Source organism: Streptomyces sp. TRD_SC_5 (genome assembly GCF_056836825.1).
In genome coordinates this window covers 2,420,243-2,434,394 of record NZ_JBWZZS010000001.1, presented here as the reverse complement: position 1 = coordinate 2,434,394, position 14,152 = coordinate 2,420,243, and the positions used below count along the sequence as shown (strand labels likewise).

10 protein-coding genes are annotated in these 14,152 nt (G+C 71.5%); all 10 read right to left on the bottom strand.

Annotated elements, in window-relative coordinates; translation table 11 throughout:
- Positions 1-51: 51 nt before the first annotated feature.
- A complete protein-coding gene (locus tag AC1P0E_RS11130) occupies positions 52-1,425 on the bottom strand; it encodes a VWA domain-containing protein (protein ID WP_482742009.1) in 1,374 nt (457 codons plus the stop codon).
- A 114-nt stretch (positions 1,426-1,539) separates the two neighbouring features.
- Positions 1,540-2,883, bottom strand: a complete 1,344-nt coding sequence (locus AC1P0E_RS11125; RefSeq protein ID WP_482742008.1) for a protein phosphatase 2C domain-containing protein — start codon at positions 2,881-2,883, stop codon at positions 1,540-1,542.
- A 3-nt stretch (positions 2,884-2,886) separates the two neighbouring features.
- A complete protein-coding gene (locus AC1P0E_RS11120; RefSeq protein WP_482742007.1) occupies positions 2,887-5,919 on the bottom strand; it encodes a serine/threonine-protein kinase in 3,033 nt (1,010 codons plus the stop codon).
- The gene (locus AC1P0E_RS11115) at positions 5,916-7,232 is read right to left on the bottom strand and encodes a coiled-coil domain-containing protein (protein ID WP_482742006.1); all 1,317 of its coding nucleotides are present in this window, start codon (positions 7,230-7,232) and stop codon (positions 5,916-5,918) included. The genes AC1P0E_RS11120 and AC1P0E_RS11115 overlap by 4 nt, the downstream gene beginning before the upstream one ends.
- Positions 7,233-7,311: 79 nt before the next feature.
- Complete coding sequence (locus AC1P0E_RS11110; RefSeq protein WP_482745722.1) at positions 7,312-8,256, bottom strand: glutamate ABC transporter substrate-binding protein; 945 nt, start codon at positions 8,254-8,256, stop codon at positions 7,312-7,314.
- Positions 8,257-8,345: 89 nt separating this feature from the next.
- Positions 8,346-9,683: a hypothetical protein gene (locus tag AC1P0E_RS11105; protein ID WP_482745721.1), complete on the bottom strand. Its 1,338-nt coding sequence runs from the start codon at positions 9,681-9,683 to the stop codon at positions 8,346-8,348.
- Between the two features lie 294 nt (positions 9,684-9,977).
- Entirely contained in the window at positions 9,978-11,030 is a 1,053-nt protein-coding gene (locus AC1P0E_RS11100; RefSeq protein ID WP_482742005.1) for an N-acetylglucosamine kinase, read from the bottom strand.
- Positions 11,021-12,286, bottom strand: coding sequence for a 6-phospho-beta-glucosidase (locus tag AC1P0E_RS11095; RefSeq protein ID WP_482742004.1), 1,266 nt, complete (start codon positions 12,284-12,286; stop codon positions 11,021-11,023). The genes AC1P0E_RS11100 and AC1P0E_RS11095 overlap by 10 nt, the downstream gene beginning before the upstream one ends.
- A gap of 17 nt (positions 12,287-12,303) precedes the next feature.
- A complete protein-coding gene (locus AC1P0E_RS11090; protein WP_482742003.1) occupies positions 12,304-13,200 on the bottom strand; it encodes a carbohydrate ABC transporter permease in 897 nt (298 codons plus the stop codon).
- A gap of 5 nt (positions 13,201-13,205) precedes the next feature.
- Positions 13,206-14,147: a carbohydrate ABC transporter permease gene (locus AC1P0E_RS11085; RefSeq protein ID WP_482742002.1), complete on the bottom strand. Its 942-nt coding sequence runs from the start codon at positions 14,145-14,147 to the stop codon at positions 13,206-13,208.
- Between the last annotated feature and the right edge of the window lie 5 nt (positions 14,148-14,152).

The following is a 14,152-nucleotide window of genomic DNA, read 5'->3' as shown; positions in this document are numbered from 1 at the left end:
TCTCTCGTCCGGCCCGAAGGCCGCAAATCGGTGCTTCTCGTCGCTTTGTGGTTACTTTTTGACGCGAACTGTCTTGGTCGAGCGCGTTTCGAGGGTCATCTCGTCCGCCTCTGCGACCTTCGCCTTGAGTCGCACAGTACCGGTCGTCACGTCGACGACGTCCACCACCTTCGAAAGCAGTTTCGCGGTGTCCGCGTTCCCCGAAGCAGCCGCCAGCTGTACCGCACGGCCCAGTTTCGCCGTCGCTCCGTCGAAATCACCCAGCTTGCGTGCATCGAGCCCCTGCTGGATGACTTGTGCCAGTTCGGCCTGGCCCGTGTAGTGCGCCACCTGCGGGTTGATGGAGGTGGACGCCGCCATGTCGTCCGTCCACACCGCACGTACGAGCCCCTGGGAGAGCGTTTGCGGCGTACCGCCCGACGGATCCGGGAGGACCAGGGAGACGCGGGCCGCAAGCATCTCCTGGCCGATGCCGGCTTCCGGCACCTGCACGCACACGTGGTAGTCGCGGGACTCGTCGCCCCACGAGCCCGTCGGATAGTCCCCGGCGCGCGGGCCCACCTCGGTGCGCCGCCCGGTGAGGTCCTCGACGGCCGGTGCCACCTGCTTGACGAACTTGATCTCCACACCGACGGGCGTCCACAGCCGCAGCGCCACGTCCGCGACCTCCTTGCCCATCGCGTTCTCCATCATCTGCGTGAAGTCCGCCGCCAGGCCGCTGGGGTCGGCGACGATGTCGGCCGTGCCGAGCAGGGCGGAGGCGATGCCGGTGACCTCCTTGACCTCCCAGTCCGTACCGACGCCACGCGCGTCACAGGTGAAGCGGCCCGCACAGGCTTCGAGCGCGTTCTGAAGGTGCTTGGGGGACTCGTGCTCGTTACGTCCGTCGGTCAGCAGAATGCCGTGCCTGATCGGGACTTCCGCCCCGCCGAGCAACTGGTCGGCCAGCCGCAGCCAGGTGCTGATCGCCGTGCCGCCGCCCGCACTAAGCCTCTTCAGGGCCTCTTTGGCCTGAGCCCTGGTCACCTCGTTCGCGGTCGCGAGGCGCCCGTTGCCCGGATAGACCTCCTTGGCCTGGTGCGTACCACTGACCACCGCGAAGGTGACGCCGTCGCGCAAGGTGTCGACGGCGGCCGCCGTGGCCTCGCGGGCGTTGCGCATCTTCGTGGGCGGGTACTCCATCGAGCCCGAGCAGTCGACCATGATCACGACAGCGGCGCTCGGCACGCCCGGCAGCTGTCCCGGCGGTATGTACGCGGGCGAGGTCCCGGCCCCCGAAAGCAGCGCGGCGGCTCCGCTCGTGCCGCCCCCGGTGGAGGACACGGTGACGATCGCGTTGACCTCACGACCGCCCTCCGGCAGGTACTCGTTCTGGTACACGTCGACGGAGAACTGAGGCACATGCGACTTGGAGAAGTTGGCCATGGTCAATCGGCTCCTCGTTACGGACGGACTCGACTCCGCTTCGCTGCACGAAACAAGTGGTGAAGGAGGTGAAGGCGGTGACTGAGTGACGTGGGTGGTGGGGACGCAGGGGCCTTACGCCGTGCCGTAGGCCGATCCTGCCCCTTGCTCCGGCACGGCGAACGGCAGCACGGCCACTGTTACGTTGTCGTGGCCCCCGCCGTCGAGCGCGTGCCCCACCAACACCTGGGCGCAGTGCAGCGGCCGGGTCGCGGCATCGGCCGGCGCGGCCTGCGCCATCTCCTGCGCCGCCTCCGCGTAGTTCCACAGGCCGTCGGTGCACACCACCACCACGCCCGGCCGGTCGGGCTTGAAGGACGCGGTGTGCGGGTCCAGTTCGTACGCGTCGGCGCCGAGCCAGCCCGTGATGGCGTGGGCGCGCTCGTCGGCGTACGCCTGCGTCTCGTTCATCAGGCCCGCCGCCACCATCTGGGCAGCCCACGAGTCGTCCTCGGTGAGGCGTGCGGGGGGCGCGGTGCGGTCGTCGGGCACCCAGTAGACGCGGCTGTCGCCGACCCAGCCGACGACGAGCAGACCGCTCGCCACGATCGCGCCGACCAGGGTGCAGGCGGGCGCGTTGCTGTGGCGGTTCGGGTCGCGCTCGACGTCCTGCCCCGGTTCGTCCGCAAGGGAGTTGACCGACTCGGCCGCAGCCACGATCGCCTCGTGCATCGCCTGCTGCGGGTGCGTGCCGCGCGGCAGCGACTCCAGGAGGGCCTCGTTCGCGGCGCTCGCGGCGGCGGCCGACGCCTCGTCGGGGCGGGTCGCCGACGACACGCCGTCACAGACGATCGCGACGACGGCGGGCGAACCGTCGGGCAGGGCCGCCGCCGAGACCGCGAACGCGTCCTCGTTGCGGTGGTGGCGCAGCCCGCGGTCGCTGACGGCGGCGACCGCGTCCAGCTCCTGCTCCATGTGGTCGCGCTCGCGGGGCTGGGCGTGGCCGCAGTTCTCGCAGTAACCGTCCTCGTCGATCCGCCCGGTGCGGCACGCGACGCACACCTTGGCGACCGTGCCGGAGGCGGGCGTCGGCTCGGGCGCGACGGAGCGGGGGTCGACGGGCTGCGGCTCCGGCTGCGGCTGCGCGGGTACGGGCACGGGTACGGATGGAGGCGCGGGCGCGGGCGCTGCGAGCTCGAAGTCGGCGATGCCGGGCGCCGCCCGCGGCGGATCGTCGTACCGTACGGCCGCACGTGGCGGCTCCGCGCCGGACTCCGCGCTGCCGCCCGCGATGGGCGGCGCCACCGTGATGGCCACCGTGGGGTGATCCTCCGGCGCCTGCGACAGGGCCGACAGGTCGTACCCGCACGCCCCGCAGAACAAGTCGCCCGGCTCCAGCGGCTCTTCACAGCCGGGACAGGCGGTCGACTGAGTCGGCTCAGTCGACTCAGCAGGCAGCTGGCGGCGCATCTGCGACATCTTTCACACCCAGGTCCGGGGGCGGAAACGGTTGGCCCGTTCCACCAGGTCGATCCTCTCCTCGCCGCGCTGGGCGAGCCGGGCAAGTACCCGGTACGAGCGTTCCAGACCGAAGCGCAGGCCGCGCTCGTCCAGTTGGCTGCCGAGCAGCGCGGTCTGCGCGGGGCGAGCCCCGTGCCCACCGGAGAGTACCCAGTCCAGGGCGGTGCCCAGCACCTCGGTGGACAGCTGCTCCCGGCGTACGGCGTCGAGTCCGAAGCTTTCCAGGGCTTCCACCTGGGCGGCTGCCGTCGTCAGGTCGTCGATCAGCGCGTCCTGCGCGGCGCGTCGGCGAAGGCGCGCCCGCACTGCGGCCACCCGGGCCGCCGTGTAGTGGATCGACGCCTCGGGAACGGACTCAAGGGTCTGTACGGCGCCGGGCCTGTCGCCCGCCGCGAGCTGGACGCGGGCGAGGCCGAAGGCGGCGCTCACGTAACTCGGGTCGGTCGCCCAGACCAGGCGGTAGTACTCGGCGGCGTTGTCGAGCTGCCCGAGGACTTCGGCGCACACGGCCAGGGCGAGCTTGGGCGCGGCCTCGCCGGGGAACGCGTCGTACACCGCGTCGAAGGACAGTGCGGCGTTCTCGTTGTCCCCCGATGCGAGGGAGGCGATGCCCCGGGACCAGACCACCCGCCAGTCGTCCGGGTGCTGGAGCTCCAGGGCGTGCAACGCCTCGGCGGCGGTGGCCCGTTCGTCCGTCTCCAGCCGGGCCCGCAGCTCGCGCAGCCGCCGTTCGACGGAGTCGGCCGGCGCGGACCGGAGCGCGGCGATGAGCTCCGCGGGCGCGGAGGCCAGCAGGCCCGCGAGGAACCCGGCGTTGGGGTCGCCCGGATCGACGCGCGGCACGGGCAGCGCGAGCGCGGTCGCCCCCGCCTTCAGGGGCGCGAGGTAGGGAGACAGCACCGGTACGCCGCCGGCCCCGGCCCCGGGAGCGGCCCCCGGCGGGGCGACGGCCCCGGGCACGGTCACGGGCGCGGGGACGGCGGCCTGGGTGGCGGGGTGCGGCAACCCGGCTGCGGTGCCCCCGGCGTGGGTGCCGGGTGCGGGGTGACTGCCCGGTTGCGTACCGGGGCCCGCGTAGGTTCCCGGTTGTGTACCGGAGCCCGTGCAGGTTCCGGGTTGCGTACCGGAGCCCGTGCAGGTTCCGGTTTGCGTACCGGGGCCGCCGTATCCGAGGGTGCCGGCCCGCGGCCCGGCCCCGGCGCCCTGCGCCGGTACCGCGGCTACGCCCGCGTATCCGCCGGGCCCCTGAGCCCCCACACCCGCGCCGCCCAGGGGGGCCGCACCCGCGTGCCCGCCGTGAGCCGGGGCGCCTGTGACGGCGTACCCCTCCACGGCACCGGGCGGGGGCCTGCCCCCGGCGCCCTGCGACGGGACGCCACCGCCACCCGCACCCGCGCCGCCGCCCAAGGCCGCCCTCGCCGCCGCGCGTCGCGCCTTCCGGCCCGTCGGGACGACCCGGCCGCCCAGCTGCGAGACATCACCCGTCAGCTCCGCGAACAACTGTGTGTCCGGCACCCGCAGTTCCGGGCCGAACAGCGTCGAAAGCGCCGGGCGCGGGCGGCCCGTCTGGAGGGCCACCACCTCTCGCAGTACGCCCGTCAGCTGTTCCGCCATCTCCGTCGCCGACGCGAACCGGCGCGCGGGGTCCGGGTCGGTCGCCCGTACCAGCAGCCGGTAGAAGGACTCGTACCGTCGGAAGACGTCGATGTTGCCGGGGTCGGGCAGGCTGTCCACGAAGACGTTCGTGTAGCCCTGGAAGTCGAAAGTCAGCACGGCCAGCGTGCGCGCCACCGTATAGAGGTCGGAGGCGACGGACGGGCCGACCTCCGCGACCTCGGGCGCCTGGTAGCCCACCGTGCCGTAGATCGCGCTCTCGTCGTCGTCCATCCGGCGGACCGCGCCCATGTCGATGAGCTTGAGCTGGTCCTGCTGCTGGATGGCGTTGTCGACCTTGAAGTCGCAGTACAGCAGATTGCGGCTGTGCAGGTGGCCCAGTGCCTCCAGCGCCTCGATGCCGTACGCGCAGGCCTGCTCGACCGGCAGCGGATCGCGCTTGCCGGCCGGGCCGCGCCGCTCGTTGGCGATCTCCTTGAGGGACTTTCCGCCGACGTACTCCATGACGATGTAGCCGTCCATGGAGCCGGTGCGCTGGTCGAGGTGCTCGACGAAGTTGTAGATGCGGACGATGTTGGAGTGCTCGATCTCGGCGAGGAAGCGCCGCTCCGAGATCGCTGCCGCCATCGCGTCCTGGTCACCCGTGTCCAGCAGGCCCTTGAGGACGACCCACCGGTCCGAGACCGCGCGGTCGACCGCGAGATAGACCCAGCCGAGGCCGCCGTGCGCCAGGCAGCCCATGACCTCGTACTGGCCGTGCACGATGTCGCCGGTGCCCAGCTTCGGCACGAAGGAGTACGGGTGCCCGCACTTCGTGCAGAAGCCTTCCGTACGGCCCTTCCTGTCCCCGCGCGAACGGCCCACCGGCGCCCCGCAGTCGGAGCGCGAGCAGAACCGCTTGCGCTCCGGCACCTCCGGGTCCCGCATCACCGCGGACTGCGGATCGGGGCGCGGCACGTCCGGGATCGAGACCAGGCCCGCGCCCAGCCGGTTGCGCCCCGACGAGCCCGACGACGTACCGGAACTGCGGACCGAGACCGACCGCGCGGACGTGGAAGCGCCCGACAGGGAGCGGGAGAGGCGGCCGGACACCGAGCGGCGCGAGGTCGATGACCGCGACGAGCGGGAGGAGGACCGCGACGAGGGCCGCGAGCCGCTGCGCGCGGACGAGCTGTCGCCGGCCTTGCCGCCACGGCCGCCGGCCGCCATCCCGGTCGGCGGCGACGACAGCGCCCCTTCCCCAAGTTCTCGACTGCGCTCGAACAGGGGAGATCCCATTGGTGAGACGACCGGCGCCAGCCCGCAGGTGTCGCAGTAGAACTCGCCGTCGCCCATGTCCTCGTACGACCCCTCGCATCCGGGGCGTTGGCACTGGCTCATGATGGGTTCCCCGTGTGGTCTCTGGGCTCGGTCTGTCGCGGGACCAGGACCTCCGCGGTCGCCTGCTGGTACCGCAGTACGGCCTGCTCGGCGACGCGCAGGTCGCACGGCGCGCTCCACAGCATGCGGCGGGCCGCGTCGTACCGCTCGATCAGCAGCGGGTCCTCCGCCATGCCGTGCCGGGCGACCTTCGCCCGGTACGCGTCGAGCCGGCCGCGCAGCTCGGCCCGTACCGCCAGCGGCGCGGTGACGGCGGTCAACGACTCGCGCGCACGGAGCAGTTCGTCCTCGGCCTCGCGCTCCAGGGACTCCAGGAGCGGCGAGAGCCGGTGCCACTGGGCGTCCCTGCGGTAACCGGCGGCCAGCACCAGCTGCTCCTGCAGGGCGGTGGGCGGACCGCCGACCGCCGGTACCTCGGAGGCGGCGATCTTCGCCAGCACCTCGCCGCGCGCCGACCTGGCCTCGGTGAGCGTGCGGTCCGCGCGCGAGAGCACGTCACGCAGCCGGACCAGCCGCTGCTCGGCGTCCTGCCGTACGGTCAGCACCGCGTCGATCTCGCGCCGCACCTCCTCCAGCGCGCGGGCCGCCCGGTCGTAGCGCTCGGTGTCGGGGCGGCCGCCGCCGGGCGCCGAACTGCCCTGCCCCGGACGCCAGAAGGCGAGCGGGTCGGTCACCACCTGGGCGCGCAGCGTCCCCAGCTCGCGGGTCACCGACTCCAGGTCGTCGCCCGACGGATGCTCGCCCGGCCGCACGCCGACGGAGTGCGCCAGCGAACGTGTGCGCTGGAGCTCCGCCGCGAGGAGGTCGATGCGGGCGGGCAGCGCGGACCACACCGCGTCGGCCGTGACGACCATGTCGAGCGACCGCGCGTACAGATCGTTCATCCGGGACACCAGCGCCGCAAGCGTGAGCCGCTCGGAGAGCTTGGCGGGGCCGGTGATCGACGGCGCGGCGGGGGCGGAGGCGCTGCCCGCCACCGTCACGCTCTCGCCGCGCAGAATGTCGGTCAGTTCGGTCAGGTCCTGGCGATTGGGAAAGCGCCGCCGCGACCGCAGTTCACGGGCGGCGCGCAGGGTGGCGGTGTAGGTGTCGAAGTACGACCACAGCAGGGTGATGGCCGGCTCGGTGGCGTCCCAGCGCTCGAGTGTGGTGCCCGTCAGCTCGGCGCCTTCGAGCAGCCTGCGGCCCGCGTGGTCCTGCAGCGCGAGGAGCGAGCTCTCGATCGCCTCGTACTCCGCGCCCAGCCGCGCCAGCGCCCGGTCCACCTCGTCCCGGTCCATCACCGGCCCGGTGGCACCTGCCGCCACGCTCATCGATCACCTCTCCGCTCTTCCGTACTTCCGGCTTCCGCGATCCACTGTCTTGTGTCGTTCTGCCCAGGATTCAGCCGGCTCAATTGTCCCGGTACTTCGGCTCCGGCGGCTCCTTGATGCCGGGCAGGTCGTCCTTGAGCCACTTGTCGTACGCCTTCATCCACCGACCGGTGGCGCCGCCCTCGCGGTAGTCGTCGAGGACCTGGTTCACCCGGCGTACGAGGTCGTCGCTGCCGAGCTTCGTCGCCACGCCGTAGTACTCCTGAGTGAACGGTTCGCCCTTGAGCTCGACCGCCGGGTCCTGCGCCGCCTGGCCGGCCGCCAGGGCGTTGTCCGTCACCACCGCGTCGACCTCGCCGAGCTGGAGCCGCACCAGGCAGTCCAGCTGGTTGGACACGGTCAGCCCCTCGAACTTCGCGCCGAACGACTTCGCGGCCAGCGCGTCGTACGCCGTCGAGCCCTTCGCCGTACAGACCTTCTTGCCTGCGAGCGAGACGTCGTAGCCCTTGACCGTCGATTCCTTCGGGGCGAGCACCTGCTGTCCCGCCTGGAAGTACGCGGTGGAGAACGCGACCTCCTTGATACGGGAGCAGTTGACCGTCATCGTCCTGACGACGACGTCGACCCTGTCCTCCTGGAGGGCGAGGATGCGCTGATTGGTGGGTATGGCGCGGTAGATGACCTTGTCGGGGTCACCGAGGATGTCCTCGGCGATGGCGCGCACCAGGTCGATGTCGAAGCCTTCGAGGCCACCGTTCTTCTTGGCCGGATTGCGGTAACCCCAGCGGAAGCTGTTCTGGTCGACGCCCGCGATCAGCTTGCCCCGCGCCTTGATCTTCTCGATCGCCGGGCCGTCCGCGTCCGACGGCCGCAGGCTGCGCTCCGGGTCCTCGCAGGTGTCCGCCCGCGCGGCGACGGCCCGCGCCGTACCCTGGCCCGCCGCGTCCGCGCCCCGCCCGTCCCCGGCGCCGTGGGAGAGCGGCAGCAGGGTCACCGCTGCCGTCAGCGCGCAGGCGGCGGCCATCCCGGCCACTCCGCCCCAGCCGCGCAGCCTGCCGCCCGCACCGCCGTCCCTGCTGCCCGTCCTGGTCACCGCGCCTCCTCCCACCCCTGTCACCTGTACTCCGAAAGCCTGCGCCCGATGCCGAGCACGGCGCCCGCCGCCCCCAGTACCGCCAGGACGGCGGTGCCGAGCGGCAGGCCGGTGAGCGCGCCCCGGCCGCCCTCGGCGGCCCGGGTGAACTGCGCCTGCTCATGGGCGAGCGCCTTCTCCAGGGCCGCGTCGACCCCGTTGAAGCATTCTCCGGTGGAACCCTTGCCGCCGATGACCTTCGCCAGGGCGCCTTCGTAGTCGCCGCCGTCGTCGGTGGCGCGCGCGTCCGTGTGCCGCTTGCGCCATTCGCCGGCCTTGGTGGTCGCTTCCGTCACGGGGCCGCTGCCCTGCGGGTCGTCGCCGGCGAGCTCGCGGGCCTGGGCGAGGCGCTGCCCGAGGACCTTCATGCCGTCGGCGTACTGCGATTCGTACAGGTCGCGCTCGCCGTCCTCGGCCAGTACGGCGCCGCGCGCGACCAGGGTGAGGTTCTCGTTGGCGCGGGCGTTGAGCGAGTTGATGCGCGCGTCGTTGAGGACTTCGAGCGACTTCTGGCCGTGCGTCATGGCGTCCTCCAGCCCGGCCCGCGCGACGGCGTGCCCTGCTCCGAGCCACAGCAGGACGACGGCGGAGGCGACACTCGCAGCCAGCAGGCCGTGGTTGAACACCCTGTTCGTACGACGGTAGTTGCGCTGCTGGGCCCAGCCGAGGCCGGCCAGCGCGAGGACGCCGAGCCCGAGCCCGATGAACGGCCACACGCGGGCGTCGTCGTAGTCGTCCCCGAGCCTGCTGGTCTCCGCCTTGTAGAGCCGCTCGGCGGCGGGAAGCAGCTTGGTGGTCATGCGTTCGTTCGCGTACCGGAGGTAGGCGCCGCCGAGGGGGAGGCCGAGGCGGTTGTTGGCGCGGGCGCGCTCGACCAGGCCGGTGTACTGGGGCAGTTGGGTGTTGAGCGCGGCGATCTCGCGTCCGGAGGCGCTGGTGCTTTCCGTGTTGGCGGCGGCCTTCACGAGCAGCGCGGACGCGGTGGCGATGTCGTCCTCGTACCGCTCGCGCACGTCCTGCGGCTCCTGCGCGCCCGCGAGGAATCCGCTCGCGGCGGCGGAGTCGGCGTCGGCGAGGGAACGGTAGATGCTCGCGGCGTCGGCGCTCAGCGGCTGGCTGCGGGTGACGACGTCCTCGGCGGCCGCGGCGCGGTCGGTGATCTCCCAGGCTGCGACCACGCCGAACGCGACCACGAGCGCGGCGACGAGGGCGCCGATGACGCGCAGCCGACCCGGTTCGGTCGTCGCGCCGGCGCGCAGCCGGTCCACGCCCTCCGACCACGCGGTGGTTCGCGCGGGCGGGTGCGACGTCTCGCGCACCTTCGGCGGGTGTGCCACGTGACCTCCCCCTCGGTCATTGACGGTCTGCCGTGCTCGGCAAGCAGTATGGCCGCAGGGACCGGTATCCACACCAGGATTGACTGGATCTTGTGCCGATCAAGGCTTGGCCTGTTCTCAACTCCCCTCCATGTATACGCAGGGGCCGCTGCTGCGGTTCCCCGGACCGATTCCCCTGCGGGGCTCTTCCCCACCCCGCCCCTTCCCGGCTGTGACATTCGCGGCTCCGCCGCGTGGGGCAAGCCCCAGACCCCGAACGCCCTGACGGGTGTGTCCTCAAACGCCGGACGGGCTTGATCCCGGCGGACAAGTCGACGGCGTCGGCCAAGCCGGCCGCTCTGCCCCGCCGGCCCGATCAGCTGCTCCGTAATGCGATCGCAGTCGCTCATGGGCCCCTGCATCCACCGCCGTGCGGTCCAGGCCCAGCAGTGCCGCTCCCAGTACCGGGGGTGCCGTCACCACTCGTAGTTCCGCCTTCGGTGCGCGGTCGGACATCAGTGCCGCGATGCGGTCGTCCAGCTGCGGGTGGCGGGCCGCCAGAACACTGCCGCCCAGCAGCACCGGTGCCTCCTCCGTGAGCAGACCCAGACGGCCGAGCGCCACCGTCGACATCGCGACGACCTCCTCCGCCTGACGGTGGACGATCGACCGGGCGACCCGGTCCCCCTGCGCCGACACGGCGAACAGCACCGGCGCCAGCTCGTGCCGCCGCCCCGCCGCGACGCGCCCCAGATGCAGCGCCTCGATCAGCGCGTACATCGACGGCAGCCCGAAGTGCGCCGGAAGCGCGCGTGCCAGCTCCGTGCGTTCGCCCCGGCCGTCCTCCGCCCGCGCCGCGAACCACAGCGCCTCGTCCGCCAGGCCCCCGCCCCCGCCCCAGTCGCCGGAGAGCCGGCCGATCGCGGGGAAGCGCGCGGTGCGTCCGTCCGGAAGCATGCCGACGCAGTTGATGCCCGCCCCGCACACCACCGCGACCCCGCGCGGCTCGTCGACACCCGCCCGCAGGATCGCGAAGGTGTCGTTGCGGACCTCCGTCGTACGACCCCAACCGCGCGCGTGGACGGCCGCCGCCAACTCCTCCTCCTCCACCGGGAGGTCGGCATTGGCCAGGCAGGCCGAGACATGCTCGGCCGCCCCCACACCCGCCTCCTCCAGCGCCCGGCCCACCGTCTCCGCCAGCGCGTCGACCGCCGCCTCGACCCCCACCACCGGCGGTTGGAAGCCCCCGCCCCGGGACGCGGAAAGGACCGAGCCGTCCGGCCCCACCACCGCCACGTCCGTCTTGCTGTTGCCCGCGTCGATGGCGACGACAGCCGCGGTCACGCCCACGCCAGGTGCTCCCGGTTGTGCGCGATCAGCCGGTCGGTGAGCCCGTCGGCGTACTCGAACTGGCCGATCAGCGGGTGCGCGAGCAGCGCCTTGAAGACGCGGTCGCGGCCCCCGCGCAGCGCCGCCTCCAGCGCCAGGTCCTCGTACGCCGTCACATTCGCGACGAGCCCCGCGTACAGCGGGTCCAGCTCCGGCACGGCCAGCGGCGTCGCGCCCGTCCGGTCCACCCGCGCCTGGACCTCGATGACCGCGTCGTCCGCGAGGAAGGGAAGCGTGCCGTTGTTGTACGTGTTGACCACCTGGACCGGGCTGCCGCCGTTGCCCAGCAGTGACGCCGCCAGATCCACCGCCGCCTCCGAGTAGAACGCGCCGCCGCGTTTGGCGAGCAGCGCCGGCTTCTCGTCCAGCGCCGGATCGCCGTACATGGTCAGGAGTTCCGCCTCCATCTTCGCGACCTCCGCCGCCCGCGACGGCTTCGTGCCCAGCTCCCTCACCACCTCGTCGTGCGCGTAGAAGTAGCGCAGGTAGTAGGAGGGGACGACACCGAGGCGGTCGAGCACACCGCGCGGCAGCCGCAGGTCGTCGGCGATCGCGTCACCGTGCTCGGCGAGCAGCTTCGGCAGCACGTCCTCGCCCTCGGGGCCGCCGAGGCGTACGCCCAGCTCCCAGGTGAGGTGGTTGAGGCCCACGTGGTTCAGGTGTACGTCGGCGGGCGCCACCTCCAGCAGCTTCGCGAACTTCCGCTGGAAGCCGATCGCCACGTTGCACAGCCCGACCGCCTTGTGGCCGGCCTGGAGCAGCGCCCGCGTCACGATGCCGACGGGGTTGGTGAAGTCGATGATCCACGCGTCCGGGTTCGCGCGGCGTACCCGCTCGGCGATGTCCAGTACGACCGGGACCGTACGCAGCGCCTTCGCGAGCCCGCCCGCGCCCGTCGTCTCCTGCCCGACGCACCCGCACTCCAGCGGCCACGTCTCGTCCTGGTTGCGGGCGGCCTGCCCGCCGACCCGGAGCTGGAGCAGCACCGCGTCGGCGTCCGCGACGCCCGCGTCGACGTCGGAGGTGGTCGTGATGCGGCCCGGGTGGCCCTGCCGGGCGAAAATACGGCGGGCGAGGCCGCCCACCAACTCCAGGCGGTCGGCGGCCGGGTCGACGAGGACGAGCTCCTCGATCGGCAGGGTGTCGCGCAGGCGGGCGAAACCATCGATCAATTCGGGCGTGTAGGTGGAACCGCCGCCCACCACTGCGAGTTTCATGCCAGTCAGCGTCGTCATCAGCCCTTTACTCCGGTCAGTGTGACGCCTTCGACGAACGCTTTCTGGGCGAAGAAGAAGACGACGATCACAGGGGCCATGACCAGTACGGTCGCGGCCATGGTCAGATTCCAGTCGGTGTGGTGCGCGCCCTTGAAGGATTCGAGTCCGTACGACAGCGTCCAGGCCGCCGGGTTCTCGGAGGCGTAGATCTGCGGTCCGAAGTAGTCGTTCCAGGCGTAGAAGAACTGGAACAGGGCTACGGCCGCGATGCCCGGCTTCGCCATCGGCAGTACGACCCGGATCAGCGTGCGGAATTCGCCGCAGCCGTCGACCTTCGCCGCGTCCAGGTACTCGTTCGGGATCGTCAGCAGGAACTGCCGCAGCAGGAAGATCGAGAAAGCGTCACCGAAGGCCATCGGGATGATCAGCGGCCACAGCGTGCCGGACAGGTCCAGCTGCTTCGCCCAGAACAGGTACATCGGGATGATGATCACCTGCGGTGGCAGCATCATCATCGAGATGACGAGCATCAGGGACAGATTGCGTCCCCGGAAGCGGAACTTGGCGAGCGCGTACGCCACCGGGACCGACGACGCCACTGTGAGTGCGGTGCCGAGTCCGGCGTACAGCAGAGTGTTCTTCCACCAGGTCAGGAAGCCCGGCGTCTCGAAGACCTTGACGTAGTTGCCCCACTCCCAGGTGTTGGGCGTGAGGTCGCGGGTCAGTGCCTGCTGGTCGTTCATCAGTGACGTCAGTACGACGAAGACGAACGGCAGCACGAAGAAGAGCGCGGCCGCGATCCCCAGCGAATGGACGGCGATCCAGTGCAGCAGTGCCTTGCGGCGTGCGGTGCGCTCGGCCGGGGTGGCGGCGTTCGCCTCCGACGTGGCCGGCTTGTCCAGTACTTGCGTCATGTCTGTCATTCACCTGCCTGGAGGAGGCCGCCGCGCCGCCGCATCAAAAGCGCGGTGAAGGCCATGGCCAGGGCGAACAGAACGAGCGCGACCACGCACGCGGCCCCGTAGTCGAAACGCTGGAAGCCGAGGTTGTAGACGAGCTGGGGGAGCGTCAGCGTCGACTTGTCGGGATAGCCGGGCTCGAACTGCTGGCCCGAGCCGCCGATGATGCCGGACGCGACCTTCCCCGCGACCAGCGGCTGTGTGTAGTACTGCATGGTCTGGATGACGCCGGTGACGACGGCGAACATCACGATCGGCGAGATGTTCGGCAGCGTGACGAAGCGGAAGCGCTGGAGCCCGGACGCGCCGTCCAGCTCCGCCGCCTCGTACTGCTCCTTCGGTACGTCGAGCAGTGCGGCCATGAAGATGACCATCAGGTCGCCGATGCCCCACACCGCGAGCATGGTGAGCGCCGGCTTCGACCAGGACGGGTCGTTGAACCAGCCGGGCGTCGGCAGCCCCAGGTCACCGAGGACCGAGTTCACCGGCCCGGTGCCGGGGTTGAGAAGGAAGACGAAGGCGAGGGTCGCGGCGACGGGCGGCGCCAGGAACGGGAGGTAGAAGAGGGTGCGGAAGATGCCCGTACCGGACTTGATCTTGGTGATCAGCAGGCCGACGCCCAGCCCGAAGACGACCCGGCAGCCGACCATGATCAGGACCAGCCACAGGGTGTTGCGCAGCGACGGCCAGAACATCGGGTAGTCGCTGAAGACGTACGTCCAGTTGTCGAGCCCGTTGAACGTGGGGACACCGAAACCGTCGTACTTCATGAAGGAGAAATAGACGGTCGACAGCAGCGGGTACGCGAAGAAGACGCTGAAGCCGACGAGCCAGGGCGACATGAACGCAGCCGTTCGCAGTGCCGTTCTCCGGCGCTTCGAACGAAGAGTGTGCGTGCTCATCGCAG

Excerpts from the sequence above, each read along its gene's own strand:
- AC1P0E_RS11085 (WP_482742002.1), bottom strand. The coding sequence starts at position 14,147 with ATGAGCACGCACACTCTTCGTTCGAAGCGCCGGAGAACGGCACTGCGA.
- AC1P0E_RS11125 (WP_482742008.1), bottom strand. The coding sequence starts at position 2,883 with ATGTCGCAGATGCGCCGCCAGCTGCCTGCTGAGTCGACTGAGCCGACT.
- AC1P0E_RS11090 (WP_482742003.1), bottom strand. The coding sequence starts at position 13,200 with ATGACGCAAGTACTGGACAAGCCGGCCACGTCGGAGGCGAACGCCGCC.
- AC1P0E_RS11115 (WP_482742006.1), bottom strand. The coding sequence starts at position 7,232 with ATGAGCGTGGCGGCAGGTGCCACCGGGCCGGTGATGGACCGGGACGAG.
- AC1P0E_RS11095 (WP_482742004.1), bottom strand. The coding sequence starts at position 12,286 with ATGAAACTCGCAGTGGTGGGCGGCGGTTCCACCTACACGCCCGAATTG.
- AC1P0E_RS11110 (WP_482745722.1), bottom strand. The coding sequence starts at position 8,256 with ATGGCCGCCGCCTGCGCGCTGACGGCAGCGGTGACCCTGCTGCCGCTC.
- AC1P0E_RS11120 (WP_482742007.1), bottom strand. The coding sequence starts at position 5,919 with ATGAGCCAGTGCCAACGCCCCGGATGCGAGGGGTCGTACGAGGACATG.
- AC1P0E_RS11130 (WP_482742009.1), bottom strand. The coding sequence starts at position 1,425 with ATGGCCAACTTCTCCAAGTCGCATGTGCCTCAGTTCTCCGTCGACGTG.